At 72.2% G+C, this 25,174-nt stretch carries 23 protein-coding genes and 1 tRNA gene; 16 read left to right on the plus strand and 8 right to left on the minus strand.

Annotated features, from left to right (window positions below):
* Positions 1-162 precede the first annotated feature (162 nt).
* Positions 163-654 carry a MarR family winged helix-turn-helix transcriptional regulator gene (locus EV187_RS06710; RefSeq protein ID WP_130352324.1) on the minus strand — a complete coding sequence of 164 codons (492 nt, stop codon included), beginning with the start codon at positions 652-654 and terminating at the stop codon, positions 163-165.
* A gap of 96 nt (positions 655-750) precedes the next feature.
* Between EV187_RS06710 and EV187_RS06715 the strand changes: the two genes are divergently transcribed.
* The 5 genes from EV187_RS06715 to EV187_RS06735 all read left to right on the plus strand — a co-directional run bounded on the left by EV187_RS06715 (position 751) and on the right by EV187_RS06735 (position 5,596).
* Positions 751-822 (plus strand) — tRNA-Gln (locus tag EV187_RS06715).
* A 1-nt stretch (position 823) separates the two neighbouring features.
* Positions 824-2,281 carry a bifunctional UDP-N-acetylglucosamine diphosphorylase/glucosamine-1-phosphate N-acetyltransferase GlmU gene (glmU, locus tag EV187_RS06720; protein WP_130352325.1) on the plus strand — a complete coding sequence of 486 codons (1,458 nt, stop codon included), beginning with the start codon at positions 824-826 and terminating at the stop codon, positions 2,279-2,281.
* A 34-nt stretch (positions 2,282-2,315) separates the two neighbouring features.
* A complete protein-coding gene (locus tag EV187_RS06725) occupies positions 2,316-3,293 on the plus strand; it encodes a ribose-phosphate diphosphokinase (protein WP_130352326.1) in 978 nt (325 codons plus the stop codon).
* A 7-nt stretch (positions 3,294-3,300) separates the two neighbouring features.
* The gene (locus EV187_RS06730) at positions 3,301-5,001 is read left to right on the plus strand and encodes a long-chain-fatty-acid--CoA ligase (RefSeq protein WP_130352327.1); all 1,701 of its coding nucleotides are present in this window, start codon (positions 3,301-3,303) and stop codon (positions 4,999-5,001) included.
* A gap of 7 nt (positions 5,002-5,008) precedes the next feature.
* On the plus strand, positions 5,009-5,596 hold the full coding sequence (locus tag EV187_RS06735) for a hypothetical protein (RefSeq protein WP_130352328.1): 588 nt from the start codon (positions 5,009-5,011) through the stop codon (positions 5,594-5,596).
* Between the two features lie 373 nt (positions 5,597-5,969).
* Here EV187_RS06735 and EV187_RS06740 read toward each other — a convergent pair whose 3' ends face one another.
* Genes EV187_RS06740 through gndA form a run of 3 tightly spaced genes read right to left on the minus strand, consistent with a single transcriptional unit; the run spans position 5,970 to position 8,172 of the window.
* Positions 5,970-6,311 (minus strand): DUF202 domain-containing protein, encoded by a 342-nt coding sequence (locus EV187_RS06740; protein ID WP_130352329.1) that lies wholly within the window; start codon positions 6,309-6,311, stop codon positions 5,970-5,972.
* Positions 6,312-6,324: 13 nt separating this feature from the next.
* Positions 6,325-6,678 carry a YidH family protein gene (locus EV187_RS06745; RefSeq protein WP_130352330.1) on the minus strand — a complete coding sequence of 118 codons (354 nt, stop codon included), beginning with the start codon at positions 6,676-6,678 and terminating at the stop codon, positions 6,325-6,327.
* A gap of 30 nt (positions 6,679-6,708) precedes the next feature.
* Entirely contained in the window at positions 6,709-8,172 is a 1,464-nt protein-coding gene (gene gndA, locus EV187_RS06750) for an NADP-dependent phosphogluconate dehydrogenase (protein WP_278038908.1), read from the minus strand.
* 172 nt (positions 8,173-8,344) lie between these two features.
* Here gndA and EV187_RS06755 point away from each other — a divergent pair, with 172 nt between their 5' ends.
* The 3 genes from EV187_RS06755 to pth all read left to right on the plus strand — a co-directional run bounded on the left by EV187_RS06755 (position 8,345) and on the right by pth (position 10,483).
* Positions 8,345-8,872 (plus strand): gluconokinase, encoded by a 528-nt coding sequence (locus tag EV187_RS06755; RefSeq protein WP_130352331.1) that lies wholly within the window; start codon positions 8,345-8,347, stop codon positions 8,870-8,872.
* Between the two features lie 221 nt (positions 8,873-9,093).
* Positions 9,094-9,741 carry a 50S ribosomal protein L25/general stress protein Ctc gene (locus EV187_RS06760; RefSeq protein ID WP_130352332.1) on the plus strand — a complete coding sequence of 216 codons (648 nt, stop codon included), beginning with the start codon at positions 9,094-9,096 and terminating at the stop codon, positions 9,739-9,741.
* A gap of 157 nt (positions 9,742-9,898) precedes the next feature.
* The gene (gene pth / locus EV187_RS06765) at positions 9,899-10,483 is read left to right on the plus strand and encodes an aminoacyl-tRNA hydrolase (RefSeq protein ID WP_242609481.1); all 585 of its coding nucleotides are present in this window, start codon (positions 9,899-9,901) and stop codon (positions 10,481-10,483) included.
* 22 nt (positions 10,484-10,505) lie between these two features.
* Here pth and EV187_RS06770 read toward each other — a convergent pair whose 3' ends face one another.
* A complete protein-coding gene (locus tag EV187_RS06770; RefSeq protein ID WP_242609482.1) occupies positions 10,506-11,240 on the minus strand; it encodes an RNase H family protein in 735 nt (244 codons plus the stop codon).
* Positions 11,241-11,370: 130 nt separating this feature from the next.
* On the opposite strand from EV187_RS06770, the gene mfd reads away from it, so the two are divergent.
* The gene (mfd, locus tag EV187_RS06775; protein WP_130352335.1) at positions 11,371-15,069 is read left to right on the plus strand and encodes a transcription-repair coupling factor; all 3,699 of its coding nucleotides are present in this window, start codon (positions 11,371-11,373) and stop codon (positions 15,067-15,069) included.
* A gap of 7 nt (positions 15,070-15,076) precedes the next feature.
* Here the strand turns inward: mfd and EV187_RS06780 are convergent, their stop codons facing one another.
* A complete protein-coding gene (locus EV187_RS06780) occupies positions 15,077-16,276 on the minus strand; it encodes a Na+/H+ antiporter NhaA (RefSeq protein WP_130352336.1) in 1,200 nt (399 codons plus the stop codon).
* Positions 16,277-16,470: 194 nt separating this feature from the next.
* Here EV187_RS06780 and EV187_RS06785 point away from each other — a divergent pair, with 194 nt between their 5' ends.
* Positions 16,471-17,250, plus strand: coding sequence for a nucleoside triphosphate pyrophosphohydrolase (locus tag EV187_RS06785; protein ID WP_341272750.1), 780 nt, complete (start codon positions 16,471-16,473; stop codon positions 17,248-17,250).
* A gap of 3 nt (positions 17,251-17,253) precedes the next feature.
* Here EV187_RS06785 and EV187_RS06790 read toward each other — a convergent pair whose 3' ends face one another.
* Both EV187_RS06790 and EV187_RS06795 read right to left on the minus strand, forming a co-directional pair.
* Entirely contained in the window at positions 17,254-18,336 is a 1,083-nt protein-coding gene (locus EV187_RS06790) for an ABC transporter permease (RefSeq protein ID WP_130352337.1), read from the minus strand.
* A complete protein-coding gene (locus EV187_RS06795; protein WP_242609483.1) occupies positions 18,333-19,325 on the minus strand; it encodes an ABC transporter ATP-binding protein in 993 nt (330 codons plus the stop codon). Before EV187_RS06795 ends, EV187_RS06790 begins: the two co-directional genes overlap by 4 nt.
* 135 nt (positions 19,326-19,460) lie before the next feature.
* Here EV187_RS06795 and EV187_RS06800 point away from each other — a divergent pair, with 135 nt between their 5' ends.
* The 6 genes from EV187_RS06800 to EV187_RS06825 all read left to right on the plus strand — a co-directional run bounded on the left by EV187_RS06800 (position 19,461) and on the right by EV187_RS06825 (position 25,151).
* The gene (locus tag EV187_RS06800) at positions 19,461-19,904 is read left to right on the plus strand and encodes a DUF6841 family protein (RefSeq protein ID WP_130352339.1); all 444 of its coding nucleotides are present in this window, start codon (positions 19,461-19,463) and stop codon (positions 19,902-19,904) included.
* 85 nt (positions 19,905-19,989) lie between these two features.
* On the plus strand, positions 19,990-21,258 hold the full coding sequence (hisS, locus tag EV187_RS06805; protein WP_130352340.1) for a histidine--tRNA ligase: 1,269 nt from the start codon (positions 19,990-19,992) through the stop codon (positions 21,256-21,258).
* 107 nt (positions 21,259-21,365) lie between these two features.
* Positions 21,366-22,646 (plus strand): phosphopyruvate hydratase, encoded by a 1,281-nt coding sequence (eno, locus tag EV187_RS06810; protein ID WP_130352341.1) that lies wholly within the window; start codon positions 21,366-21,368, stop codon positions 22,644-22,646.
* A gap of 74 nt (positions 22,647-22,720) precedes the next feature.
* Entirely contained in the window at positions 22,721-23,311 is a 591-nt protein-coding gene (locus EV187_RS06815; RefSeq protein WP_130352342.1) for an FtsB family cell division protein, read from the plus strand.
* On the plus strand, positions 23,308-23,871 hold the full coding sequence (locus EV187_RS06820) for a DUF501 domain-containing protein (protein ID WP_130352343.1): 564 nt from the start codon (positions 23,308-23,310) through the stop codon (positions 23,869-23,871). Before EV187_RS06815 ends, EV187_RS06820 begins: the two co-directional genes overlap by 4 nt.
* Complete coding sequence (locus EV187_RS06825) at positions 23,868-25,151, plus strand: S8 family serine peptidase (RefSeq protein ID WP_130352344.1); 1,284 nt, start codon at positions 23,868-23,870, stop codon at positions 25,149-25,151. The genes EV187_RS06820 and EV187_RS06825 overlap by 4 nt, the downstream gene beginning before the upstream one ends.
* Positions 25,152-25,174 lie beyond the last annotated feature (23 nt).

Raw genomic sequence — 25,174 nt, forward strand, 5'->3', positions numbered from 1 at the left:
GGCGACAGGTGGGCAGGCGACAGGTGGGCAGGCGACAGGTGGGCAGGCGACAGGTGGGCAGGCGACAGGTGGGCAGGCGACAGGTGGGCAGGCGACAGGTGGGCAGGCGACAGCTGGGCAGGCGACAGGTGGGCGGCCGCGGGAGGGTGGCCCGAGCGTGCCTCAGTCGAACCCGAGGCTCAACTTCCGCAGCAGCGACGCGAGCCGCTTCTGCTCGGCCGCGGGCAGGCCTTCGAGCAGCTCGGACTCCGCGTCGACCAGACGGGTGATCGCGGCGTCGACCCGGGTGAGGCCCGCGGGGCTCATCTCGACGAGGATGCCGCGGCCGTCGTTGGGATCGGTCTGCCGCGTGACCAGACCGCGCTCTACGAGCCGGTCGATGCGGTTCGTCATGGTGCCGCTCGAGACGAGCGTCTGCTGCAGCAGCTGCTTGGGGGAGAGGCGGTAGGGCGGGCCGGCACGGCGCAGCGCCGAGAGCACGTCGAACTCCGAGGCCTCGAGCTCCGATCGCGCGAACGCCTGCCGACGGGCGCGGTCGAGGTGCTTCGAGAGGCGGGCGACCCGGGAGAGCACCTGCAGCGGTGCGAAGTCGAGGTCGGGCCGCTCGCGCTCCCAGTCGCCCACGATCCGGTCGACCTCGTCAGCATCCGTCATGCCGCCATTATCCCGCCGGCCACGGGGCACGGATGCCACGGGGCATTCCGCGCACCATGGCAGACTGGTTGGCGCGTCGGGGCCCGACCCGCGCGGTCCGCCATGGTGTAACGGCAGCACGACAGCCTTTGGAGCTGTGAGGACCAGGTTCGAATCCTGGTGGCGGAGCATGGACCAGCAACTCGCCATCATCGTGCTCGCCGCCGGCCAGGGCACCCGCATGAAGTCCGCCACGCCGAAGCTCCTGCACCCCCTCGCGGGGTCGCCGATCGTGGCACACGTGCTGCGCACGGCGAACGCGCTCGGCGCCGCACACGTCGTGGCGGTCGTGCGCCACGAGCGCGACCGGGTCGCCGCGGAGGTCGAGGCGGCGATGCCCGGGATCATCGTCGTCGACCAGGACGAGATCCCGGGCACCGGGCGCGCGGTCGAGCAGGCGCTGGCGGCACTCCCCGACGGGTTCGACGGCGAGGTGCTCGTGCTGAACGGCGACGTGCCGCTCCTCGACGCCGACACGCTCGCCGCGTTCCTCGGGCAGCACCGCGGCCACGCCGCGCAGGCATCCGTGCTCTCGGCCGTGTACGACGACCCGACCGGGTACGGCCGCGTCGTCCGCGACGACCGCGGCGGGTTCGACCGCATCGTCGAGCAGAAGGACGCGACCGACGACGAGCGGGCGATCGCCGAGATCAACGCGGGCATCTACGCGTTCGGCGCCGGAGCCCTGCGCGACCAGCTCGCCAACCTCACGACCGACAACGCGCAGGGCGAGAAGTACCTCACCGACGTGATCCAGTTGCTCCGCGAAGCCGGCTCCGAGGTCGAGGCCGTACCCGTGTCGGAGCCGTGGCTCGTCGCGGGCATCAACGATCGTGCGCAGCTCTCCGAGACCGCGGCCCGCCTGAACGCGCTCATCGTGCGCGGCTGGCAGCTCAACGGCGTCACCATCGAGGACCCGGCGACCACGTGGATCGACCTCGACGTGAAGATCGATCCCGACGTCACGATCCGCCCCGGCACGCAGCTCAAGGGCGCTACGGTGATCGCCACGGGCGCGGTCGTCGGCCCCGACACGACGCTCGTCGACTGCGAGGTCGGCCGCGGCGCCGAGGTGAAGCGCACGGATGCCACGCTGTCGGTGATCGGCGACGGGGCATCCGTCGGTCCGTTCTCCTACCTGCGGCCGGGCACCGTGCTGGGCGCCGACGGCAAGATCGGCACCTTCGTCGAGACGAAGAACTCGACCATCGGCGAGGGCAGCAAGGTGCCGCACCTCTCGTACGTCGGCGACGCCACGATCGGCGTCCACTCCAACATCGGCGCCGGGTCGATCTTCGCGAACTACGACGGCGTGCGGAAGCACCACACCGAGGTCGGCTCCCATGTGCGCACCGGCTCGCACGGCGTCTTCGTCGCGCCCATTAGGATTGGCGACGGGGTCTACACGGCTGCCGGCACCGTCGTCCGAAAGGACGTCCCCGCGGGCGCCCTCGCCGTGAACGTGGCCCCGCAACGCAACATCGAGGGATGGGTCCAGACGCACCGACCCGGCACCGCGGCGGCCCAGGCGGCCGAGGCGGCCGACGAGGCATCCGGCTCGGCATCGATCGACGCAGCCGCCGACTGACGCACCGGCTCACGCGGGTGGAGAGGACAACCACATGTCGGGAATCGAGACCACCGGATCGAAGCGCCTCGTGCTCGTCTCCGGACGAGCCCACCCGGAGCTCGCGGAGCAGATCGCCGAGGAGCTCGGTTCCGAGCTCGTGCCGACCGACGCCCGCACGTTCGCGAACGGCGAGATCTACGCGCGCTACGACGAGAGCGTGCGCGGCTCCGACGCGTTCGTGATCCAGTCGCACACGTCGCCGATCAACGAGTGGCTCATGGAGCAGCTGATCATGATCGACGCGCTGAAGCGCGCCTCCGCGAAGCGCATCACCGTGGTCTCCCCGTTCTACCCCTACGCGCGTCAGGACAAGAAGGGCCGCGGGCGGGAGCCCATCTCGGCCCGCCTGGTCGCCGACCTCTACAAGGCGGCCGGCGCCGACCGGATCATGTCGGTCGACCTCCACGCCGCCCAGATCCAAGGCTTCTTCGACGGCCCGGTCGACCACCTCTTCGCCATGCCCGTGCTGCTCGAGCACTTCCGCGAGAAGCTCGACCCCGAGACCCTCACCGTGGTGTCGCCCGACATGGGCCGCGTGCGCGTCGCCGACATCTGGAGCGACAAGCTCGGCGCACCGCTCGCGATCATCCACAAGCGTCGCGACCCCCTCGTGCCGAACCAGGTCTCGGTGCACGAGATCGTCGGCGACGTTCACGGCCGCGTCTGCCTGCTCGTCGACGACCTGATCGACACCGGCCGCACGATCGTCAAGGCCGCCGAGGCGCTGAAGGCCAACGGCGCGATCGGCGTGGTGGTGGCCGCCACCCACGCGGTCTTCTCGAGCCCCGCCGTCGACATCCTGCAGAACGAGTCCATCGACAGCGTCGTGGTCACCGACACGCTGCCGATCCCCGAGTCCAAGCGCTGGGACCGCCTCACCGTGCTGCCCATCGCGCCGCTGCTCGCGCGTGCGATCCACGAGGTGTTCGAGGACGGCTCGGTGACGAGCATGTTCGACGGCGCGGCGTAGGCCGGCGATGGCGATCACGACCCCGCGACCCTGGCTGGCGAGCTACGCCGACGGCGTGCCGCACGACATCGAGCCGCAGCAGGACTCCCTCTCCGACCTCGTGCGCGGCTCGGTCGAGCAGTACGGCGACCACGTCGCGCTCGAGTTCTTCGAGCGCACCACGACCTACGCCGAGCTCGGCGACCAGATCGACCGGGCCGCCGAGGGACTGCGCCGGCTCGGCGTGCAGAAGGGCGATCCGGTGGCGCTCGTGCTGCCGAACTGCCCGCAGCACATCGTCGCGTTCTACGCGGTGCTGCGCCTCGGCGCGATCGTGGTCGAGCACAACCCGCTCTACACGCCGCGCGAGCTGCGCCACCAGTTCGAGGACCACGGCGCCCGCGTGGTGATCGCGTGGGACAAGGTCGTCGAGACGATCCAGGCGTTCCCGGCGGATGTCGCGGTGCAGTCGATCGTGTCGGTCGACGTCACCCGGGCGATGCCGTTCCTCACGCGCGCCATGCTGCGCCTCCCGGTGGCGAAGGCGCGCGAGTCCCGCGCCGCGCTCACCACGAAGGTGCGCGGCACCATGCCGTGGCGCGAGCTCGTGGCATCCGAGCCGATCGACGCCCACATCATCGGCCCCGAGGCGTCCGACGTGGCGCTCATCCAGTACACGAGCGGCACGACCGGCAGCCCGAAGGGCGCCACGCTCACGCACGAGAACCTCGGCGCGAACGCGGCGCAGGCGCGGGCCTGGGTGCCCGAGATCGAGCGGGGCACCTCGGTGGTGTACGCCGTGCTGCCGATGTTCCACGCCTACGGCCTCACGCTGTGCCTGACGTTCGCGATGAGCATGGGCTCCCGGCTCGTGCTCTTCCCGAAGTTCGATCCCGAGCTCGTGCTGAAGGTCGTGAAGAAGCACCCGCCGACCTTCTTCCCCGCGGTGCCGCCGATCTACGACCGTCTCACGAAGGCCGCCGCCGCCGAGGGCGTCTCCCTCCGGGGCATCCAGATCGCCATCTCGGGCGCGATGCCGCTGTCGGCGGAGGTCGTCGAGCCATGGGAGGCCGCCACCGGCGGCACCCTCGTCGAGGGCTACGGACTCTCGGAGTGCTCGCCGGTGCTGATCGCCAACCCGGTCGCGCCGAGCCGCAAGGCCGGCACGGTCGGCCTGCCGCTGCCCTCGACCGAGGTGCGCGTCGTCGACCCCGACGATCCCACGCGAGATCGCGAGCCCGGCGACGAGGGCGAGCTCATCGTGCGCGGGCCCCAGGTGTTCTCGGGGTACTGGAGGAAGCCCGAGGAGACCGCGGCGGTGTTCGTGCCCGCCGACGACGGCGGGGCCGACTGGTTCCGCACCGGCGACATCGTCGCGATCGACGACGAGGGCTTCGTGCGCGTCGTCGACCGCATCAAGGAGCTGATCATCACCGGCGGCTTCAACGTGGCGCCGAGCGAGGTCGAGGAGGCCCTGCGCGCCCACCCCGACGTCGAGGACTGCGCGGTGGTCGGCCTGCCCGACGAGCGCACCGGCGAGCAGGTCGTGGCGGTCGTCGTCCTGAGGGACGGCGCGACCTTCGACGAGGCCGCGATCCGCGACTTCGCCCGCGGCGAGCTCACGGCCTACAAGGTGCCGAAGCGCGTCGTGCAGGTCGACGACCTCCCGCGATCGCTGATCGGCAAGGTGCTGCGCCGTCAGGTCCGCAACGGGCTGCTCGAGGGCTAGGGCCTCCGTGACGTTCCTCTCCGCCGACGCGGCCCGTGCGCTCTCGCGCCTGGTCGAGCTCGAGGCCGAGGGGCCCGAGGTCGCGCCGCTCGAGCGCCTCCGCGGCATCCGCTCGCTCGTCACGGCCCTCGAGGCCGACCCGGCCTCCCTGGCCGCGGCGCGTGCGGCGGTCGAGGCTGGGGCGACGTGGGACGAGGTGGCGGATGCCGCGGGCCTCAGCCCGGCGGCCGCGAAGTACCGGTGGGCGGGCGACGACGACGCCATCGCCGAGCGCCAGGAGGCCAGCCGCCGACGCAAGCGCGACCGGCCGTCGAGCGTGCCCACCGACCTGCCGGGCGAGAGCGTCGCCGAGGCCGCGAAGCGCCTCGGGGTCACGGCGCAGGCGATCTACCAGCGGGTGAACCGCGGCCAGCTCGAGGCGCGCACGATCGAGCTGCCCGACGGCCGGCGCTACAAGCGGGTGTTCACGGCGGCCGCCGACGACCAGACCGCGCCGGTCGAGCCGGCGACCGCGCCCGTCGAGCCGGCGAGCCCGCCGGTCGAGCCGGCCAGCCCGGTCGACACCGCGGCCCTGTTCAGGGCGCCCGAGGACTGAGCGCGGGCCTCACGCTCGTCGGGCACGTCGAGTTCGGGCGGGCGCGGCATCGCCGGGAGCAGGCCGAGGTTGCCGAGCAGTCGCGAGGTGCCGTTCTCCGAGATCGCGAAGCACTCCCACCCCGCACCGCCCGGCGCGAAGAGGTCGAACGTGGTGCGGAACCCGGCCGCGTTCGTGTCGTACGCCGCCACGAACACGGCGCACGCGCGGTCGGCGGCCGACTTCGCCACCCCGTAGGCCGAGAGCACCAGCGGCAGCACGAGGGCGCCGAGCGCGACGAGCACGACGATGCGCAGCACCCGCCGTCGGCGCTGACCGGGCATGGGCTCCTCGTCGTCGAAGGGGTCGGGCTCCAGTTCGGGGTGCGGTCCGGTCACGCGGCACCCCCGACGAACACCGAGGCGACGCCGCCGGCGCTCGCGACGAGGGTCGCGACCGCGACGCCGAGCAGCGCACCCGCGGGCGGCGTGATCACGAGCCGCTCACCCGACAGCTGACGCCTGCGCACCGTGCCGATCGCGACGACCGCGCCGGATGCCGCGAAGAGCAGCACGCCGATGGCGACGAGCCACGGCTCGCCGGCGACGAACCCGGCCCGCATCGCGAGGAGCGCATTGACCGCCATGGCGAGGGCGGTGCGCGTCCACGCGAGCGAGGTGCGCTCCGGCTGCAGGCCCGGATCGCCGGTCGCGTGCACCACGTGGGACGTCACCATGGTTCCGACCCCCTCAACCCACGAGGAGCAGCACGACGAGCACCGCGCTGGTCAGCAGGCAGACGCCCGCGAGCGTGGGGAGGACCCAGCTGAACGGCAGGGGCCGGCCCTGCCGGATGGCGATCTCGTTGGCCCGCCACCGCGTGTACGACACGACGCTGAGCACCGCGGCGACTGCTCCGAGGCCCACGGAGAGCACCGTGACCGCGACGCGCGGGCCCAGCTCGGTGGCGAACTGGTGCAGCAGCACGCCGCCGGCGAGCAGCGCGAGGGCCGTGCGGATCCACGCGAGGAACGTGCGCTCGTTCGCGAGCGTGAAGCGATAGTCGGGCTCCGTGCCCTCGTGCCGCCACGCCGGCTCCGGCATCCGCTCGCTCCCTCGTTCGCGCCCCCGACGCTAGTGCGACGAGGGCGTCGTCTCGATCTCGCTGCGGTCGCCCGACCACAGCGTGTGGAACACGCCCGGCCTGTCGACGCGCTTGTACGTGTGCGCGCCGAAGAAGTCGCGCTGGCCCTGGATCAGCGCGGCCGGGAGGCGCTCCGCGCGGAGGCCGTCGTAGTAGGCGAGCGACGACGAGAAGGCGGGCGTCGGGATGCCGGCCTGCGCCGCGATCGCGACCACTCGGCGCCAGCTGTCCTGTGCGCCGGCCACGGCGTCGCGGAAGTAGGGGGCCACGACCAGCGCGACGAGCGAGGGGTCGTCGGCGTACGCCTCGGCGATGCGGTTGAGGAAGCGGGCGCGGATGATGCAGCCGGCGCGCCAGATCTTCGCGATGTCGCCCTTGTGGACGTCCCAGCCGAACTGCTCGGCGCCCGCGACGATCTCGTCGAAGCCCTGCGAGTAGGCGATGATCTTCGACGCGTAGAGCGCGCGACGCACGTCCTCGATGAACGCGTCGGCGTCGCCGTCGGCCACCTTCCACGCCTCGGCCGGGCCGGGCAGGTCGGCCGCCGCCTCGCGCTGGGCGCGCTTGGAGGACAGGCTGCGGGCGAACACCGCCTCGGCGATGCCCGAGGTGGGCACGCCGAGGTCGAGGGCGTTCTGCACGGTCCACGCCCCGGTGCCCTTGGCGCCGGCCTCGTCGAGGATGACGTCGACGAGCGGCAGGCCGGTCGCGGCATCCGTCTGGCGCAGCACCTCGGCGGTGATCTCGATGAGGTAGCTCTCGAGCTCGCCGGTGTTCCACTCGGCGAAGACGTCGGCGATCTCGGCAGGGGTCTTGCCGGTGCCCTGGCGGATCAGGTCGTAGGCCTCGGCGATGAGCTGCATGTCGGCGTACTCGATGCCGTTGTGCACCATCTTCACGAAGTGCCCGGCTCCGTCGGTGCCGACGTGCGTGACGCACGGCTCGCCGTCGGGGGCGACCGCGGCGATGGTCTGCAGGATCGGGCCGAGCGTCTCGTACGACTGCGCGGTGCCGCCGGGCATCAGCGACGGGCCGTTGAGCGCGCCCTCCTCACCGCCGGAGACGCCCATGCCGACGAAGTGGATGCCCGTGGAGCTGATCTCCTTCTCACGGCGGATCGTGTCGTGGAAGTTCGCGTTGCCGCCGTCGACGATGATGTCGCCCGGCTCGAAGCGCTGCACGAGCTCGGAGATGACGGCGTCGGTGCCCTTGCCGGCCTGCACCATGATGATCGCCGTGCGGGGCTTGGCGAGCGACGCGACGAACTCGTCGTAGCCCTCGGAGGGGACGAAGCCGGCCTCGGGGTGCTCGGAGGTCAGCGTGTGCGTGCGCTCGGGGGAGCGGTTGAACACCGCCACGGTGTTGCCCTCGCGGCTCGCGAGGTTGCGGGCGAGGTTCGACCCCATCACCGCGAGTCCGACGACGCCGATGTTTGCTGATCCGGTTGCAGGCACGAAAGTTCTCCTCGTGGGTTCGGGGGGTCCAGTCCAGCGTACTGTGAGCCCGGCTCACCGTTGCGCGCTGTTGCGGTGAGATGGACGGTCGCACGCGGGACGACGTACCGTTCCTTCGTCGCGAAGCGTGCCCATCGGATGCCGCGCACGCGCGTCGGCTAGCCTGCAACGCATGAGCGCCGCCGACGTCCCACCCCGCCTCGTCGTCATGGGACCGAGCGGTTCCGGCAAGTCGGTCGTCGGTGAGGCGCTCGCGGAACGCCTCGCCGCACGGTTCCCGGGAATCGCGTTCCTGGACTCCGACGACCTGCATCCCGCGGCGAACGTGGAGAAGATGCGCGGCGGCGTGCCGCTCGACGACGACGACCGATGGCCGTGGCTGCAGCTCGTGGGCGAGGCGCTCGCGGCGGGCGACCGCGGCCTGGTGGTCGCCTGCTCGGCGCTGCGCCGCTCCTACCGCGACGCGATCCGCGCCGCGTGTCCGGATGCCGCGTTCGTGGAACTGGTGGTGTCCCCCCGTGACCTCGGCGAACGCGTGCGCGACCGCGCCGGCCACTTCATGCCGGCGGCGCTGCTCGCCTCGCAGCTCGAGGCGCTCCAGCCGCTGGCTGACGACGAATCGGGCGTGCGCGTCGACAACGTGGGACCCGTCGACGAGGTCGTGTCGAGGGTGATCGCGGCCCTCGAGGCGGGCTGGTAGACTCTCCCCTTGGTCTCCCGCGTCCATCGGCGCAGGCGACCGGAACTTCGGCGAGGGAGGCCCGAGACGTCCGCGAGAGCGGCGGCGGGGCATCCGTGATCGACGCGGTGGAACCAGGCTTCACGGCTTTTTCCTCACGCACCAGCGCACTCAGATGCGCGCGTTCGAGTCGAAAACATCAGACACACGATCTGGGCCGCGAGCCCGCAAGGAGAACCACCATGGACGAAGACAACAAGGTCGTCGCAGACAACCGCGACTCGTTCGGCAAGGGCGCGGCCCGCAAGATCCGCGCCGCCGGCAAGATCCCCGCCGTGCTCTACGGCCACGGCACCGACCCCCAGCACCTGACGCTCCCGGCCCACCAGGTCGGCCTGCTCATCCGCAAGGCGAACGCCGTGCTCGACCTGCAGATCTCGGGCAAGAGCCAGATCGCGCTCGTGAAGGACGTGCAGAAGGACCCGGTGCACCAGGTCATCGAGCACATCGACCTCATCGTCATCAAGCGCGGCGAGAAGGTCCAGGTCGAGGTGCCCGTGCACCTCGAGGGCGAGCCGTTCGCCGGCACCATCGCCGACCTCGACGCCAAGACCCTGCTGCTCGAGGTCGAGGCGACCCACATCCCCGAGCGCGTCGTCGTCTCGGTCGAGGGCCTCGAGGAGGGCACGCAGATCCACGCGAAGGACGTCGAGCTGCCCACGGGCTCGACCCTGATCAGCGACGACGAGGTGCTCGTCGTCAACGTGCACGTGCCCCAGAAGGTCGACCTGGGCGAAGAGGCCGCCGCCGAGGCCGCAGAGGCCGAGGAGGCCGCCGAGGGCGAGGCGCCCGCCGAGGGCGAAGAGGCCGCGGCCGAGTCGGCCGAGTAGCCACCGCGCCACGCGCACGGGGCCTGCGGCGCCGCATCCGGGTACCCTCGGACTGCGGGCCGCAGGCCCCGTTCCATTCCCGTTCCACCTCATGCGCCGAGAGGAGCCGCCAGTGGGCCTCCTCGATCGACTTCGCTCCCGCCGGAAGGACGACGCCGTGTCCGAGAACACCTGGCTCGTGGTCGGGCTCGGCAACCCCGGCGCGCAGTACGCCGCCAACCGGCACAACGTCGGCCAGATGGTCGCCGACGAGCTCGCGTCCCGCCTCGGGGCGACGTTCAAGACGCACAAGACGCCATCGCGTGTCGCCGAGGGGTTCCTGCACCCGGGTGGGCCGAAGCTCGTGATCGCCAAGCCGAACGGCTACATGAACACGTCGGGCGGCCCGGTCTCGGCGCTGCTCAAGTACTACTCGCTGCCGGTCGACCGGCTGATCATCGTGCACGACGAGCTCGACATCCCCTTCGACACCGTGCGGCTCAAGCAGGGCGGCGGACACGGCGGCCACAACGGCGTGCGCGACGTGTCGAAGGCCACCGACGCCGGCGACTTCACGCGCGTGCGGGTGGGAATCGGCCGGCCGCCCGGTCGGCAGGACTCCGCCGACTTCGTGCTGAAGGACTTCTCGGCGACCGAGAAGGCCTCGGTGCCGAACCTCGTGTCGGATGCCGCAGACGCCGTCGAGGCGATCGTCGAGCACGGCCTCGTGGCCGCCCAGCAGCGGTTCCACTCGCCCGCCTGAGCGACGGCGACCGGGCTGCGACTCAGATCAGGCCGCGCAGGAACTCCTCGGGCGAGACGCCCTCGGCGCGGGCGCGCTGCACGAGGCGGTCGAGCTCCTCGGTCGAGAGCTCGAGCGTGAGCGCGTGCCACGGCTCGACGGGCTCGCCGAGCACGAAGAGCGCCTCGTCGTCGGATGCCGCGTCGAACGCGCCCTCGGGCCCTTCGTCGAGCTCGGGCTCGGGCTCGGGCTCGACCTTGACGTCGAGCCGGAGCTCGACGTGGTCGTCGATCGGGACGGCGAGCGCTGTCGCTCCGTCGTGCGTCCAGCCGGGACCCGACGGCGCCGGTGCGCCGCGGCGGTAGGCCTCGGCCACGGCGCGAGCCCGGGAGTCCGCCGCCTCGTTGAGCGCGTGGCCGACGTGGCCCTTCACCCACTCGAAGCGGTACCGGCGACCGCGCAGCACCTCGTCGAGCTGCATGAGCAGCTCCACGTTCATCACGGGCTTGCCGTCGGCCTTGCGCCAGCCCTTGCGCTTCCATCCGGCCATCCACTTCGTGACGGCGTTGATCACGTACTGGCTGTCGCAGAGCACGTGCAGCTCGTCGTCGCGGTGCGCCGTCGCACGGAACAACTCGAGCACGGCCGTCAGTTCCGCCTGGTTGTTCGTGGCGTGCGGCCAGCCTCCCGCAGCCCAGCATGCGTCGTCGACGTACCACGCCCATCCGGCGGGGCCGGGGTTTCCGAGAGCCGATCCGTCGGCGGCAGCGATGATCACAGGGTCCCTTCCAGCGCGGTGCGGCCTCATCGTATCGGGAGCCCGGGACACCGCCGTGCCAGTGCTCGCCGCGCGTCCGCGCTGAGCGGACGCCGGCGGGCGCGTCGGAGGCCGCGCGTAGACTCGTCGGGTGATCCTGCAGGGCTTGAACACGGCGCTCGCGCGCGCCTCCACGATCGACCGCGCGTTCGCCGAAGCCCTGCGGAACGCCGACTTCTCGGCGCCCGCCGGCATCGATGCGCCGCTCCTCGCGGGCCTCCTCGCGCGCCGCGCCGAGGCCGGCCTGCCGCCCGCGCTCCTCGTCGTCACCGCGACGAGCCGCGAGGGCGAGTCGGTGCGGGCGTCCATCGCGCCGTACCTCGACGGTGCCGAGATCCTCGAGTTCCCCGCCTGGGAGACGCTGCCGCACGAGCGGCTGAGCCCCTCGGCCGAGACCGTCGGGCGGCGCCTGCACGCCCTGCGCCGGATGCACGAGTGGGCCGAGGCCGGCACGCGGCATCCGCTCGTCGTCGTCGCGTCGGTGCGCGCGGCGCTGCAGCCGCTCGCCGACAACCTCGCCGGGCTGGCGCCCATCGAGCTCGTCGCGGGAGGCCGCGGGTACGACCTCGCCGAGCTCGCCGTCCGACTGGTCGACCTCGCCTACTCGCGCGTCGACATGGTCGCCCGCCGTGGCGAGTTCGCGGTGCGCGGCGGCATCCTCGACGTCTTCCCGCCCACCGCCGACCACCCGGTGCGCGTCGAGTTCTTCGGCGACGAGGTCGAGGAGCTCCGCTCGTTCTCGGTCGCCGACCAGCGGTCGCTGCCCGAGCCGATCGAACGCGTGCAGCTCTCCCCGAGCCGCGAGCTGCTCCTCACCCCGGCCGTGCGCCAGCGCGCCCGCGAGATGGTGCACGAGTTCCCGAGCCTCTCGGGGCTGCTCGAGAAGGTCGCCGAGGGCATCCCGGTCGAGGGCATGGAGTCGCTCGCGCCGGCGCTGCTCGAGCGGCTCGTGCCGCTCACCCACTACCTGCCCGAGGGCACGGCCATCGCCGTCCTGCAGCCCGAGCGGGTCACCGGTCGAGCGGTCAGCCTCGCCGAGACGAACCGGGAGTTCCTCGGCGCGGCCTGGAGTGCGGCGACGGCGGGCGCGGAGGCGCCGATCGACCTGGCCGCCGGGGATTTCCTCACCATCCGCGAGTTCCGCGAGTCGGCGCTGTTCAGCGCGCCCGGGACGCTCGACACGCGCCGCGTGTGGTGGACATTCTCGAGTTTCGACATCGGAGACGCTGCGGAGGTCGTCGCGGCATCGTCACCGGCCGCGGCCGCCGCGGCCGCGGCCGGTGTCGCGTCCGAGTACGTGCGTGTCGCCGCGAATGCGATGCCGAGCTTCGCGGGGAACGTGGCGGGCGCCGTCGACCACGCCGCCGAGCGGCTCCGCGACGGGTGGACGCTCGTCGTGGCAGCGGCGGGGCACGGCCTCGTCGAGCGCGCCCGCGACGTGCTCGCCGAGGCCGGGCTCGCGGCCCGCATCGTCGACGCGGTTCCCGGCGACCTCGAGCCGGGTGTCGCCTACCTCGTGCAGGCCGACGCCGCGCGCGGCTTCGAGGTGCCCGAGGCGAAGCTGGGACTCATCGCCGAGGCCGAGTTCTACGGCCGCGCCGCCGGCTACGACCCCCGGCAGAACAAGAAGCTCGCGACCCGGCGCCGCAACGTCGTGGATCCGCTGCAGTTGAAGGCCGGCGACTACGTGGTGCACCAGACGCACGGCATCGGCCGCTTCGTCGAGATGGTGCAGCGCGAGGTCGCGACCGGCAGCCGCCCCACCGGGCCGAGCCGCACGGCGGGAATCGCCCAGCAGCCCACGGCCGTGCGCGAGTACCTCGTGCTCGAGTACGCGCCGTCCAAGCGGGGCCAGCCGGGCGACAAGCTCTTCGTGCCGACCGATCAGCTCGACCTCCTCAGCCGCTACGTCGGCGGCGAGGCGCCGTCGCTTTCGAAGATGGGCGGCAGCGACTGGGCGCAGGCCAAGGGCCGCGCGCGCAAGGCCGTGCGCGAGATCGCCGTCGAGCTCGTGAAGCTCTACTCCGCCCGCATGGCCGCGAAGGGCCACGCCTTCGGCCCCGACACCCCGTGGCAGCACGAGCTCGAGGAGGCCTTCCCGTTCGCCGAGACGCCCGACCAGCTGCAGACGATCGACGAGGTGAAGGCCGACATGCAGCGGCCCATCCCCATGGATCGCCTGCTCGCGGGCGACGTCGGCTTCGGCAAGACCGAGGTCGCCGTCCGCGCCGCGTTCAAGGCGATCCAGGACGGCAAGCAGGTCGCGATGCTCGTGCCCACGACCCTGCTCGTGCGCCAGCACTTCGAGACGTTCAACGAGCGGTTCGCCGGATTCCCCGTGCACGTGCGCGCCCTCAGCCGGTTCCAGACCGACAAGGAGGTGCGCGAGACCGTCGCCGGCCTCGCCGACGGCACCGTCGACCTGGTGATCGGCACGCACCGCATCCTCACCGAGCAGGTGAAGTTCAAGGACGTCGGGCTCCTCATCATCGACGAGGAGCAGCGCTTCGGCGTCGAGCACAAGGACGCGCTGAAGAAGCTCAAGACCAACGTCGACATCCTCGCGATGAGCGCCACCCCGATCCCGCGCACGCTCGAGATGGCCGTCACGGGCATCCGCGAGATGTCGACGCTCGCCACGCCGCCCGAGGACCGGCACCCGATCCTCACCTTCGTCGGCCCCTACTCCGAGCAGCAGGTGGCGGCGGCCATCCGACGCGAGATGCTTCGCGAGGGGCAGGTGTTCTTCGTGCACAATCGCGTGTCGTCGATCAACCGCGTCGCGGCGCAGCTCGCCGAGCTCGTGCCCGAGGCCCGCATCGCGGTGGCGCACGGCCAGCTCAACGAGCACGTGCTCGAGCAGATCGTGGTCGACTTCTGGGAGCGCAAGTTCGACGTGCTGGTCTCGACCACGATCATCGAGACCGGACTCGACATCTCCAACGCCAACACGATCATCATCGACCGCGCCGACAAGTACGGCCTGTCGCAGCTCCACCAGCTGCGCGGGCGCGTCGGCCGCGGCCGCGAGCGGGCCTACGCGTACTTCCTGTGGGATCCGCTCAAGCCGCTCTCCGAGACGGCACACGACCGACTCGACACGATCGCGGCCAACAACGAGCTGGGCAGCGGCATGCAGGTGGCCCTGAAAGACCTCGAGATCCGCGGCGCGGGCAACCTCCTCGGCGCCGAGCAGGCGGGCCACATCGCGGGCGTCGGCTTCGACCTCTACCTGCGCATGATCGGCGAGGCCGTCTCGGCGTTCCGCGGCGACGTGGCCGAGGGCCAGACCGAGCTCCGGCTCGAGCTCCCCGTCGACGCGCACATCCCCGAGGACTACGTCGATTCCGAGCGCCTGCGCCTCGAGGCCTACCAGAAGCTGTCCGCGGCGAGCGGTCCAGCCGCGAAGGAGGGCCAGATCGACGCGGTGCTCGACGAGCTCGTCGACCGCTACGGCACTCCGCCCGACGCGGTCAGGCACCTCATCGCGGTGTCGCGCCTCCGCCGCCAGGCCCAGCTCGCCGGGCTCTCCGACGTCATCGCCACCGGCTCCAAGCTGCGGATCGCGCCGGCGGACATCCCCGACTCGCGCCGCGTCCGGCTCGAGCGGCTCTACCCGGGCGCGAAGCACTTCGCCCAGAACGACGTGATCCTCGTGCCGTTCCCGATGCCCGGCGGCGAACCGCTCGACGACGCCGAGCTCATCGACTGGGTGTCGAAGCTCGTGACGGCGATCTTCCCGATTCCGGATGCCGCGGCGCCGGCGCCCGAGGCATCCGCCACCGCCTGAACCGGGGTCAGTGCGCGAAGGCGCCGCCCGTGCCGGCGCGCTCGCCGCGTCGCCGGTATTGGCGGGAGCGCACCGCGACGAAGATCGCCGACAGCACGATCGCCGCGCCCGAGCCGAGCAGCACGGCGAGGGTGCCCTCGTCGGCGACGCCTTCCAGGCCGGCGAACGCGAGCTCGTTCATGAGCAGCGACACCGTGAACCCGATGCCGCCGAGCGCGCCGACCACGACGAGGTCGCCGAGCGTGAGCGGGGTGCCGGTCCTCGGCCGCGCGATCAGCCCGCCGATCGCGCCGGCGATGGTGATGCCCACGATCTTGCCCACGGGCAGGCCCACCAGGATGCCCCAGAACGCGGGGTCGAGCTCGCTCGGCGACACCTGCGGCACGGGCACCATCGCGGCGGTGAAGGCGAACAACGGCAGGATGACGCCGTTCGACCACGGTTCGAGTGCGTGGGCGGCCCGGCCGGCGGGGCGCCTGGCCATCACGAGCCCGAGGGCGACGCCGGCGATGGTCGCGTGCACGCCCGACCGGTAGACGAAGTACCACGCGAGCACGGCGAGCACGATGAGCAGCAGCATGATCGGCCACTGCGCCCGGCGCGACAGGATCCAGTTCGACCGCGGCTTCATGAGCCGGCTCACTGCGCCGAAGAGCGCGATCGCGATGGCGGCGAAGCCGAGCGCGGCGAGGTCGGCGTCGTTCGTGAAGAAGAAGGCGATGATGAGGATCGCGATGAGGTCGTCGAGCACCGCGAGCGCGAGGAGGAAGATGCGCACGCGAGTCGGCAGGAACCGTCCGAACACCGCGAGCACGCCGAGCGCGAACGCGATGTCGGTCGCCGTCGGGATCGGCCAGCCGTCGACGGTCGGGGTGCCGGCGGTGAAGGCGAGGAAGATCGCGGCGGGCACGATCACGCCGCCCAGCGCGGCGATCGCGGGCAGCATCGCCCGCGAGGGCGAGTTGAGCTCGCCGATGACGAGCTCGCGCTTGAGCTCGACGGCGACGATGAAGAAGAAGATCGCGAGCAGCCCGTCGCTGATCCAGTGCCCGGCCGAGAGGTCGAGCCCCAGCCACGGCAGGTCGAGGTGGGCGTCCATCACGTCGATGACGGCGGAGCCGAACGGCAGGTTCGCGATGGCGAGGCCGAGCACGGCCGCGACGAGGAGCAGTGCGGCGGCGAATCGCTCGGAGCGGAGGACGTTCATGGGACTCCTGTCGGGAAGTCTCGGTGCAGCGTGCGATGCCGCGCCGGGCACGAGCGGATGGCGACGACGTTCGACGTCGGCCGACCAGCCTTCCCGGCACTCCGCCGCCAATCCTATCGGGGCTGCCATCGGCAGCGCCTAGCATTGGCGGGGACGGCAGGTCGCAGGTGCGCCCGCCGTCGGAGGGAGCGATCGTGGGCGACATCCGGAACCAGGCCGAGCGCACGATCTCGGCTTCGCCGATCGAACGGTCGGCGGATGCCTCGGCGCTCGACGAGCTGGTCGCGACCGTGGCGCTGCTGCGCGCGCCCGGCGGCTGCCCGTGGGACGCCGACCAGACCCACGAGAGCCTCCTGCAGTACCTCGTGGAGGAGAGCTGGGAGCTCATCGAGGCGATCGAGTCGGGCGACCGCGACGAGATGATCGAGGAGCTCGGCGACGTGCTCTACCAGGTGCTGTTCCACGCCGACCTCGCCGCCCATACGCCGGGCGAGGACTTCGACATCCAGGACGTCGCTGCGCACATGACGGCCAAGATGGTGTCGCGGCATCCGCACGTCTTCGGCGGCGACCGCACGGCCGAGACCGCCGACGACGTCGTCTCGTTCTGGGACGAGCTGAAGGCCGACGAGAAGCCGCACCGCACGAGCGTGCTCGACGGGATCCCGCGCGGCATGCCGGCGCTCGCCCGGGCGCAGAAGGTGCTCGGCAAGGCCGCGAAGGTCGGCGTCGCCGTCGGTCCGACTCCGCATGAGGCGACGGATGCCGCACCGCCGGCGCCGCCCGCCACGGAGGACGAGCTCGGGCGCACGCTGCTCGCGCTCGTGGCATCCGCCCGCTCGCAGGGCCTCGACGCCGAGCGCGCCCTGCGGGGCGCCATGCGCGGGCTCGAGGACGAGGTGCGTGCCGTCGAGGCCGCGGGCGAGGCCGAGGCCGCGGGCGACGACCGCGGGTTCGCGCCGCGGAACGCCTGAGCCTCAGGCCACCCGGCTCCCGGCCGGCAGCCGCTTCGCCGGCACCCGGGTGCGGCTCCACGCCCAGGCGAGGGCGCCGGCGCCGAGCAGTGCGTGCACCGCGAGTCCCACGAACCACGACGGTACCGAGCGCTCGTAGATCTCGCGTGGGGTCTGGGTGTCGGGCGAGACCCATTCGCCCGATGGGCGCCAGTCCGCGCACTCGTCGATCACGGCGTCGGTGTCGGGCGCGTGCTGGGCGCTCCGCACGCCCACGGCGATCCAGCCGAAGAGGTCGCGGGGGCTGCCGAACTCGTCGAACGAGCCCGGCGCGGCATCCGCCACGACGACGTAGGGGTTCGCGGCGAGGAAGCCCCACACCAGGTCGAGCCGGGGCGTCGGGTACTCGCGCACCTCGGGCGGGAGGCAGGGGGGCCGCTCGCCCACGGGAGGGTTGCCCTCCTCCTCGAGCTCCCGCCAGTCGACGCCGATGTAGGTCTGCCGCACCGTGGTCTGGATGGCGGCGCCGCCGAGTCCGAATCCGATGAGCGTGCCGACGCTGAGGGCGGCCACGACGAGATAGGTCACAGTCACGGAGAAGAGCGGCCGCGTGAGCAGGCCCGACAGGCCGACGCCGATCGCCGCGATGATGCCGAGCTCGAGGGCGAGCACCAGCACCGAGATCGCGATGGTCGCAGCCGACACCTGGCCGAGCGCGACCGCGAAGACCAGGAACGGCAGCGATGCCGCGAGGAAGGTCAACGCCGTCAGCCAGGCGGCGACCCACTTGCCGACCACCAGCTGCGCCGTGCTGATCAGCGTGACCTGCGTGGTCGCGAGGGTGCCGGCATCGCGCTCGCCGTTGATCGCGTTGCCGCTGAGAGCGGGGGAGACGAGCGTGCCGAGCAGCAGCACGAAGAACACGATCGTCGAGAACACGCCCCCGCCGCCGTCGTCCCAGGCGTTCGTCGCGAGCACGAGCAGGGCGGTCACGATCGTGACGAGCAGCACGAACACGCCGAGGAGCACGTACCAGGCCACGCCGCGCACGCGCTGCTTGAGGTCGAGCGTGACGATGAGCCACATGCCGCCCAGGAAGCCGCTCATGCGCGGGCCTCGCCCGGCGCGGCCGGGCCGGAGTCGCCGAAGGGCGTGGCGGCGTCGGAGCCGGGTGCCGCAGGCGGCGGTCCGGCGCGATTGAGGTCGAGGAACACGTGCTCGAGGTCGCCGACCGCGGGGGCGAACGACGAGACGGGCACGCCGACGCCCACGAGGTGGGCGAGGAGCTGCGCGGCATCTGCCTCGCTCGACAGCGGCACCACCGCGCCGAGGTTGTCGATGCGGGCGACGGCGCCGAAGCCCGCCGCGGTGAGCGCCTCGTCGAGCCGCAGCGGGTCGAGCGAACGCACCCGCCACTGCCGGGCGCTGCGGCCGGCGCGCGCGACCGCGTCGGCGGCCGCCGTCACGCCGCCCGCGAGGTAGACCGCGGTGTCCGCCATCTCCTCGAGCTCGGCGAGCACGTGGCTCGACACCAGCAGCGTCTTGCCCTCGCCGGCGAGCCGGCGCACGAGCTCCCGCAGCGAAGCGCGGGCGGCCGGGTCGAGCCCCGACGCCGGCTCGTCGAGCAGCAGCACGTCGGGGTCGTGCACGAGTGCGCGGGCGAGGCTCAGGCGCTGCTTCTGTCCGCGCGAGAGCACCCGGGTCGGTCGATCCGCCAGCGGCGCGAGGTCGACCAGGTCGATGAGCTCTGCGGCGCGAGCGGATGCCGCGTCCCGCGTCAGTCCGTACATGCGGGCGCTCGTGGCGAGCGCGTCGCGCACCGTGAGCGACGGCCACGAGCCGAGCGCGTCGGGCATCCAGCCGATACGCTCGCGCACCGCGCGCGGCTCGGCGACGGGGTCGTGGCCGGCGATGCGGATCGTGCCGGCATCGGGGGCGAGCAGGGTCGCCAGCATCAGCAGCAGCGTGGTCTTGCCTGCGCCGTTCGGTCCGATCAGGCCCGCCACGTGTCCCGGTTCGACCGAGAAGCTGGCGTCGCGCACCGCGTGCACGTCGCCGAATGCGCGGGCGACCCCCTCGACCGTGATTCCGCCCACCCATGCCTCCTCGCCGCCGCAGTCGGTCGAGTCTAGCGGCGGCGCGGATCGCGACGGCAGGTCCCGGCGTGGAGGGGTGCGCGTGCCGCCGGGTCGGCGTACCGTCGGGGCAGGAGGCATCGACGAGGAGGGGACATGGGCATCGAGGAGGAACGGATCGCGGAGTTCTTCGACGCGTACGCCGCCGCGCTCCGCGAGTTCGACGCCGACGCCACGGCGGCGCTCTGGGGCCTCCCGGGGATGATCGTCACCGACGACTTCGCGGGCGCACTCGAGAGCCGTGCCGACATGGCCGCCGGCCTCGCGTCGTCGTATCCGCTCTACCGCATGCTCGGGCTCGAGTCCGCGGTGCCCGAGATCCGCGCCGTGAGCGCCCTCACCGACCGCATCACGACCGTTCGCGTGCGGTGGAGCTACCTCGACGCCGACGACGAGGTGATCGTCACCACCGACTACGAGTACCTCCTGCGCGGCGACGCCGATGGCCTGCGCGTCTACCTCGCGGTCGGGATCGACGAGGCGGAGGCGCTGCAACGCGCCGCCCGCACCCGCGGCGTGGACCTCGACCTGTTCGGCTGAGGCGCCCGGCGGGATCGCCGACCCGACCGCTCCCGTCACCTCGCCGCGCACGGGCCCCCGCCCGCATGCTGGAAGAATGATCGGCATGGCCGCATCCGTCACACCTCCGCGCGGCATGCGCGACTTCCTGCCCGCCGAGAAGGCGCGGCGCGAGCACGCCCTCGGCGTGATCCGCGGCGTGTACGCGGCGCACGGCTTCGACGAGATCGAGACGCCCGTGATGGAGGACTCGTCGCGACTGCACGCGGGCCTCGGCGGCGACAACGAGAAGCTCGCGTTCGCCGTGATGAAGCGCGGCCTCACGCCCGACGACCTCGCCGCGGCCGCGGCATCCGGCGATGCCCTCTCGCTGGCCGACCTCGGCCTGCGGTACGACCTCACCGTGCCGCTGGCGCGGTTCTACGCGACGCACCGTGCCGCGCTGCCCCCGGTCTTCCGCGCGATCCAGATCGCGCCGGTGTGGCGGGCCGAGCGCCCGCAGAAGGGCCGCTACCGCCAGTTCGTGCAGTGCGACATCGACATCATCGGCGAGGCGGGCCCGTTGGCCGAGCTCGAGCTGCTCACCGCCACGGTCGCGACGCTCGACGCGCTGGGGCTCGGCGGATGCACCATCCGCCTGAACGACCGGCGGATCCTCGCCGGGATCCTCGGATCGTGGGGCGTGCCGGCCGAGCTGCGGGAGCGCGCGCTCATCACGATCGACAAGCTCGACAAGATCGGTGCCGGGGGAGTCGCGGCCGAGCTCCGCGAGCTCGGCGTCGTCACGACGGGCGTGGACGTCGCGGCCGAGCTCGAGTCGCTGATGAACGCGGGCTGGCATCTCGCCGACGGCGTCGTCGCGCCGCCCGCGTGGCTCGACCGGGAGGCGTACGACGAGCTGCTCGCGTTGCGCGCCGCACTGCCCGACGCCGCGATCGAGTTCGATCCCACGCTCGTGCGCGGCATGGGCTACTACACGGGCACGATCTTCGAGATCGCGCACCCCGACCTGGGCTACTCGCTCGGCGGCGGCGGCCGCTACGACCACATGATCGGGCGCTTCCTGGGGCAGGAGGTGCCGGCGTGCGGCTTCTCGATCGGCTTCGAGCGCATCGTCGACCTCCTCGCCGTGCGCGACGCGGGTCGCCCCCGGGCCGTCGTGCTCGTGTACGACGCCGACGTCGCTCCCGCGTCCCTCCTCGCGCTGAAGCACGAGCTCGTGGCATCCGGAGCGCGCGTGCGGTTCGAGCGCCGCGTCAAGAACCTGCGCGCCCTGCTCGACCGCGTGACCGCCGACGGCTTCGACGCCTTCGCCACCGTGACGAGCGAGACGACGGATGCCTCGTCGCTCGCGTTCCGCGAACTCACCGCCTGAGCGGGGCACCCTCGCGGAATGTCACGCCTGCCGGCGCGTCACTAGACTGACTGGCGGATCACGACGGAGTCGTCCGACGCACACCCCCCATCACAGAGGAGTTCACTGTGGCATTCATCGAAGCTGTAGGCGCCCGCGAGATTCTGGATTCTCGCGGCAACCCGACCGTCGAGGTCGAGGTGCTCCTCGACGACGGGTCGCTCGCCCGCGCGGCGGTGCCCTCGGGCGCGTCGACCGGCGCCTTCGAGGCGTACGAGCTGCGCGACGGCGACAGCGACCGCTACCTCGGCAAGGGCGTGCAGAAGGCCGTCGACGCCGTGCTCGACGAGCTCGGCCCGGCCATCGAAGACCTGGACGCCGCCGACCAGCGCCTCGTCGACGCCGCCCTCATCGAGGCCGACGGCACCGAGAACAAGGGCCGCCTCGGCGCCAACGCCATCCTCGGCGTGAGCCTCGCCGTGGCGAAGGCCGCCGCCGACTCGGCCGACCTGCCGCTGTTCCGCTACCTCGGCGGGCCGAACGCCCACGTGCTGCCCGTGCCGATGATGAACATCATCAACGGCGGCGCACACGCCGACACCGGAGTCGACATCCAGGAGTTCATGGTCCTGCCGATCGGCGCGCCGACCTACTCCGAGGGCCTCCGCTGGGGCGTCGAGACCTACCACGCGCTGAAGAGCCTGCTGAAGTCGAAGGGCCTCTCCACCGGCCTCGGCGACGAGGGCGGCTTCGCACCCGACTTCGAGCACAACCGCGCGGCCCTCGACTTCATCGCCGAGGCGATCGGCAAGGCCGGCTTCACGCTCGGCACCGACATCGCGCTCGGCCTCGACGTCGCCGCGACCGAGTTCTTCGACAACGGCGTGTACCGCTTCGAGGGCAAGGACCGCACGGCGGCCGAGATGAACGCCTACTACGCCGAGCTCGCCGACGCCTACCCGCTCATCTCGATCGAGGACCCGCTGGCCGAGGACGACTGGGACGGCTGGGCCGAGCTCACCACCTCGCTGGGCACGAAGCTGCAGCTCGTCGGCGACGACCTGTTCGTGACCAACCCGAAGCGCCTCGCCGACGGCATCGGCCGGCACGTCGGCAACTCGATCCTCGTGAAGGTCAACCAGATCGGCACCCTCACCGAGACGCTCGACGCCGTGAAGCTCGCCCAGCGCGCCGGCTACACCGCCGTGCTCTCGCACCGCTCGGGCGAGACCGAGGACACGACGATCGCGGACCTCGCCGTCGCGACCGACTGCGGCCAGATCAAGACGGGCGCGCCCGCCCGGAGCGAGCGAGTCGCCAAGTACAATCAGCTCCTGAGGATCGAAGAAGAACTCGGTGAGGCCGCGGTGTACGCGGGCCGCACGGCGTTCCCCCGATTCACGGCCTGAACGGCTTGGATCTCGTGACGGGGGCGGCCGCGGGGCCGCCCCCGTTCTCCTCTCCGGGTCGGTGAGGAGGGGCGATGCATCCGGATGCTCCGCGCCCGCCGCGATCCTCGGGCGACCCGCGCGGCGGGTCGAAGCCCGCGTCCCGCCAAGGGCGGGCCGGCACTGCCGCGAAGCCGGCGACCGGCGGCACGACGCCCACGGACCGCTCGGGATGGCTCAGCGGCATCCGATTCTCAGGCTTCTCGCTCATCATGATGGGTGTGCTCGTGCTCGCGGTGGTGGTGCTCGCACCGACGATCGCGGCGTTCGCGCAGCAGCGCCAGCAGATCGCGGAGCTTCGCGCCGCCGTCTCGCAGCAGGAGGAGGAGGTGCAGCGCCTGCGCGACGAGCGCGAGCGCTGGAACGACGAGACGTTCATCATGACCCAGGCGCGCGAGCGGCTGTACTACGTGATGCCCGGCGAGGTGAGCTACCTCGTCATCGACGACCGGACCGAGGCGGCCAAGGCCGACGCCACCGCAGCGGTCTCGGCAGAAGTGACCGAATCGAAGGGCGACTGGATGCGCACCCTGCTCGACTCCGTGATGACCGCGGGACTCGCTCCCGCGCCCACGGCTCCCGCCGAGGTGCCCGCCGGAGCGCCCGTCGGGATGGGCGAGCGATGACCCGGCCGCCGTTCGAACCCGTGAGCGAGCGGGACATCCGCATCGTGTCGGCCCAGCTCGGGCGTCCGGCACGCGACGTCGTCGGCATCCCCGCGCGATGCGCGTGCGGCGCCCCCACCGTCGTGGCCACCGCGCCGCGCCTGTCCGACGGCACGCCGTTCCCCACGCTGTACTACCTCACGCATCCGGTGGCGACCGCGGCGATGTCGTTCCTCGAGGCGGCCCAGGTGATGGTGGAGTGCACTGAGCTGCTCGCCGCCGATGCCGAGGTGCGGGCCGCCTACGAGCGAGCCCACCGCGACTACCTGGCCGACCGCGAGTCCATCGCGGTCGTGCCCGAGCTCGTCGGCATCTCGGCGGGCGGCATGCCGACCCGCGTGAAGTGCCTGCACGCGCTGGCGGCCCACTCCCTCTCGGCCGGACCCGGCGCGAATCCGATCGGCGACATCGCGCTCGAGCGGTCGTCGTGGTCGCCCGACGTGTGCCAGTGCCCCGACTACGGGGTCGACGTGCCCGACCCGGCGGACCCCGCCGACGACGACACCGGAGGCCGGGCGTGACCAGGCCCGACCGCCGACGGCCTCTCGCGGCCTTCGCGAGAGGTGCGGCCGCGGTCGCCGCGGCGACGCTCATCGCGCTCGCGGGAGCGACGCCGGCGCATGCCGACACCGTGCGCGACCTCGAGTACTGGCTCAACGACTACGGCTTCACGACGGCGTGGGAGACGTCCCGCGGCGAGGGCGTCACCGTCGCCGTGATCGACACCGGGGTGAACGGCGAGGTCGCCGAGCTGAAGGGGGCGGTCACGGGCGGCACGGATGTCTCGGGCCTCGGTACGCCGAACGGGCAGACACCGGTCGGCGACGACCCGAACCACGGCACGATGGTCGCCTCGCTCCTCGCCGGCCGTGGCACCGGCAACGAGAACGGCGTGATCGGCGTCGCGCCCCAGGCGGACCTGCTGACCGCGTCGGTCGCCTTCGGCCAGGACACGGGTGCCGAGAAGTCGAACGACGACCAGATCGCCGAGGCGGTGCGCTGGGCGGTCGACAGCGGCGCCGACGTCATCAACATGTCGCTCACCCGCAACACCCGGGACTGGCCCGAGAGCTGGGACGACGCGTTCACGTACGCGTTCGAGCACGACGTGGTGGTCGTGGCCGCCGCGGGCAACCGGGGCAGCGGCACGAGCGAGGTCGGCGCGCCCGCGACGATCCCGGGCGTGCTCACGGTCGCCGGAGTCGACCGCGAGAAGAACGCGAGCTTCGACGCGAGCTCCCAGGGCATCACGATCGCGGTCGCGGCACCCAGTGAGGACCTCGTGGGCGTGCTGCCCGACGGAAGCTACGTGCAGTGGAGCGGCACGAGCGCCGCAGCGCCGATCGTGTCGGGCCTCGTCGCGCTGATCCGCAGCGAGTACCCCGAGCTCGACGCCGCGAACGTCATCGAGCGACTCATTCGCACGGCGGATCCCAACGGCCACGAGGTGCCGAGCCCGTTGTACGGGTGGGGCATCATCGATCCGGTCACCGCGCTGACGGCCGAGGTCCCCGAGGTCGAGTCGAGCCCGCTCGGAAGCCTTGCGGAATGGATCACGATCCACCGCCGAGCGGACGCCCCGGCTCCGGCGACCGAAGAGGAGGCACAGGAGATCGTGCCGATCGCGGACCCACCACTGCCCCGTTCGGACGGCGCGCAGACGCTTCTGCCGACCGCGTGGACGCTCGCCTACATCACCGTCCCGCTCTCGCTCGTCGCCGGATTTGGTACGCTAGCAGCGCTGTTGGGCATCGGCGCCACTCGGCATACCAGGCGGACTGTCCGCACTCGCGAGCAGTGATCGCGCGCACCAGGCCGCACGTA

This window comes from Agromyces ramosus (assembly GCF_004216665.1).
GTDB classification, from domain to species: Bacteria; Actinomycetota; Actinomycetes; order Actinomycetales; family Microbacteriaceae; genus Agromyces; species Agromyces ramosus.

Bases quoted from the DNA above. Each gene is read 5' to 3' on its own strand.
- EV187_RS06755 (WP_130352331.1), top strand. From the start codon at position 8,345: ATGAGCGCCGCCGACGTCCCACCCCGCCTCGTCGTCATGGGACCGAGC.
- glmU (WP_130352325.1), top strand. From the start codon at position 824: ATGGACCAGCAACTCGCCATCATCGTGCTCGCCGCCGGCCAGGGCACC.
- EV187_RS06800 (WP_130352339.1), top strand. From the start codon at position 19,461: ATGGGCATCGAGGAGGAACGGATCGCGGAGTTCTTCGACGCGTACGCC.
- hisS (WP_130352340.1), top strand. From the start codon at position 19,990: ATGGCCGCATCCGTCACACCTCCGCGCGGCATGCGCGACTTCCTGCCC.
- EV187_RS06740 (WP_130352329.1), bottom strand. From the start codon at position 6,311: ATGGTGACGTCCCACGTGGTGCACGCGACCGGCGATCCGGGCCTGCAG.
- EV187_RS06745 (WP_130352330.1), bottom strand. From the start codon at position 6,678: ATGCCGGAGCCGGCGTGGCGGCACGAGGGCACGGAGCCCGACTATCGC.
- EV187_RS06790 (WP_130352337.1), bottom strand. From the start codon at position 18,336: ATGAGCGGCTTCCTGGGCGGCATGTGGCTCATCGTCACGCTCGACCTC.
- EV187_RS06730 (WP_130352327.1), top strand. From the start codon at position 3,301: ATGGCGATCACGACCCCGCGACCCTGGCTGGCGAGCTACGCCGACGGC.
- EV187_RS06725 (WP_130352326.1), top strand. From the start codon at position 2,316: ATGTCGGGAATCGAGACCACCGGATCGAAGCGCCTCGTGCTCGTCTCC.
- EV187_RS06815 (WP_130352342.1), top strand. From the start codon at position 22,721: ATGCATCCGGATGCTCCGCGCCCGCCGCGATCCTCGGGCGACCCGCGC.
- EV187_RS06760 (WP_130352332.1), top strand. From the start codon at position 9,094: ATGGACGAAGACAACAAGGTCGTCGCAGACAACCGCGACTCGTTCGGC.
- EV187_RS06710 (WP_130352324.1), bottom strand. From the start codon at position 654: ATGACGGATGCTGACGAGGTCGACCGGATCGTGGGCGACTGGGAGCGC.
- EV187_RS06780 (WP_130352336.1), bottom strand. From the start codon at position 16,276: ATGAACGTCCTCCGCTCCGAGCGATTCGCCGCCGCACTGCTCCTCGTC.
- EV187_RS06820 (WP_130352343.1), top strand. From the start codon at position 23,308: ATGACCCGGCCGCCGTTCGAACCCGTGAGCGAGCGGGACATCCGCATC.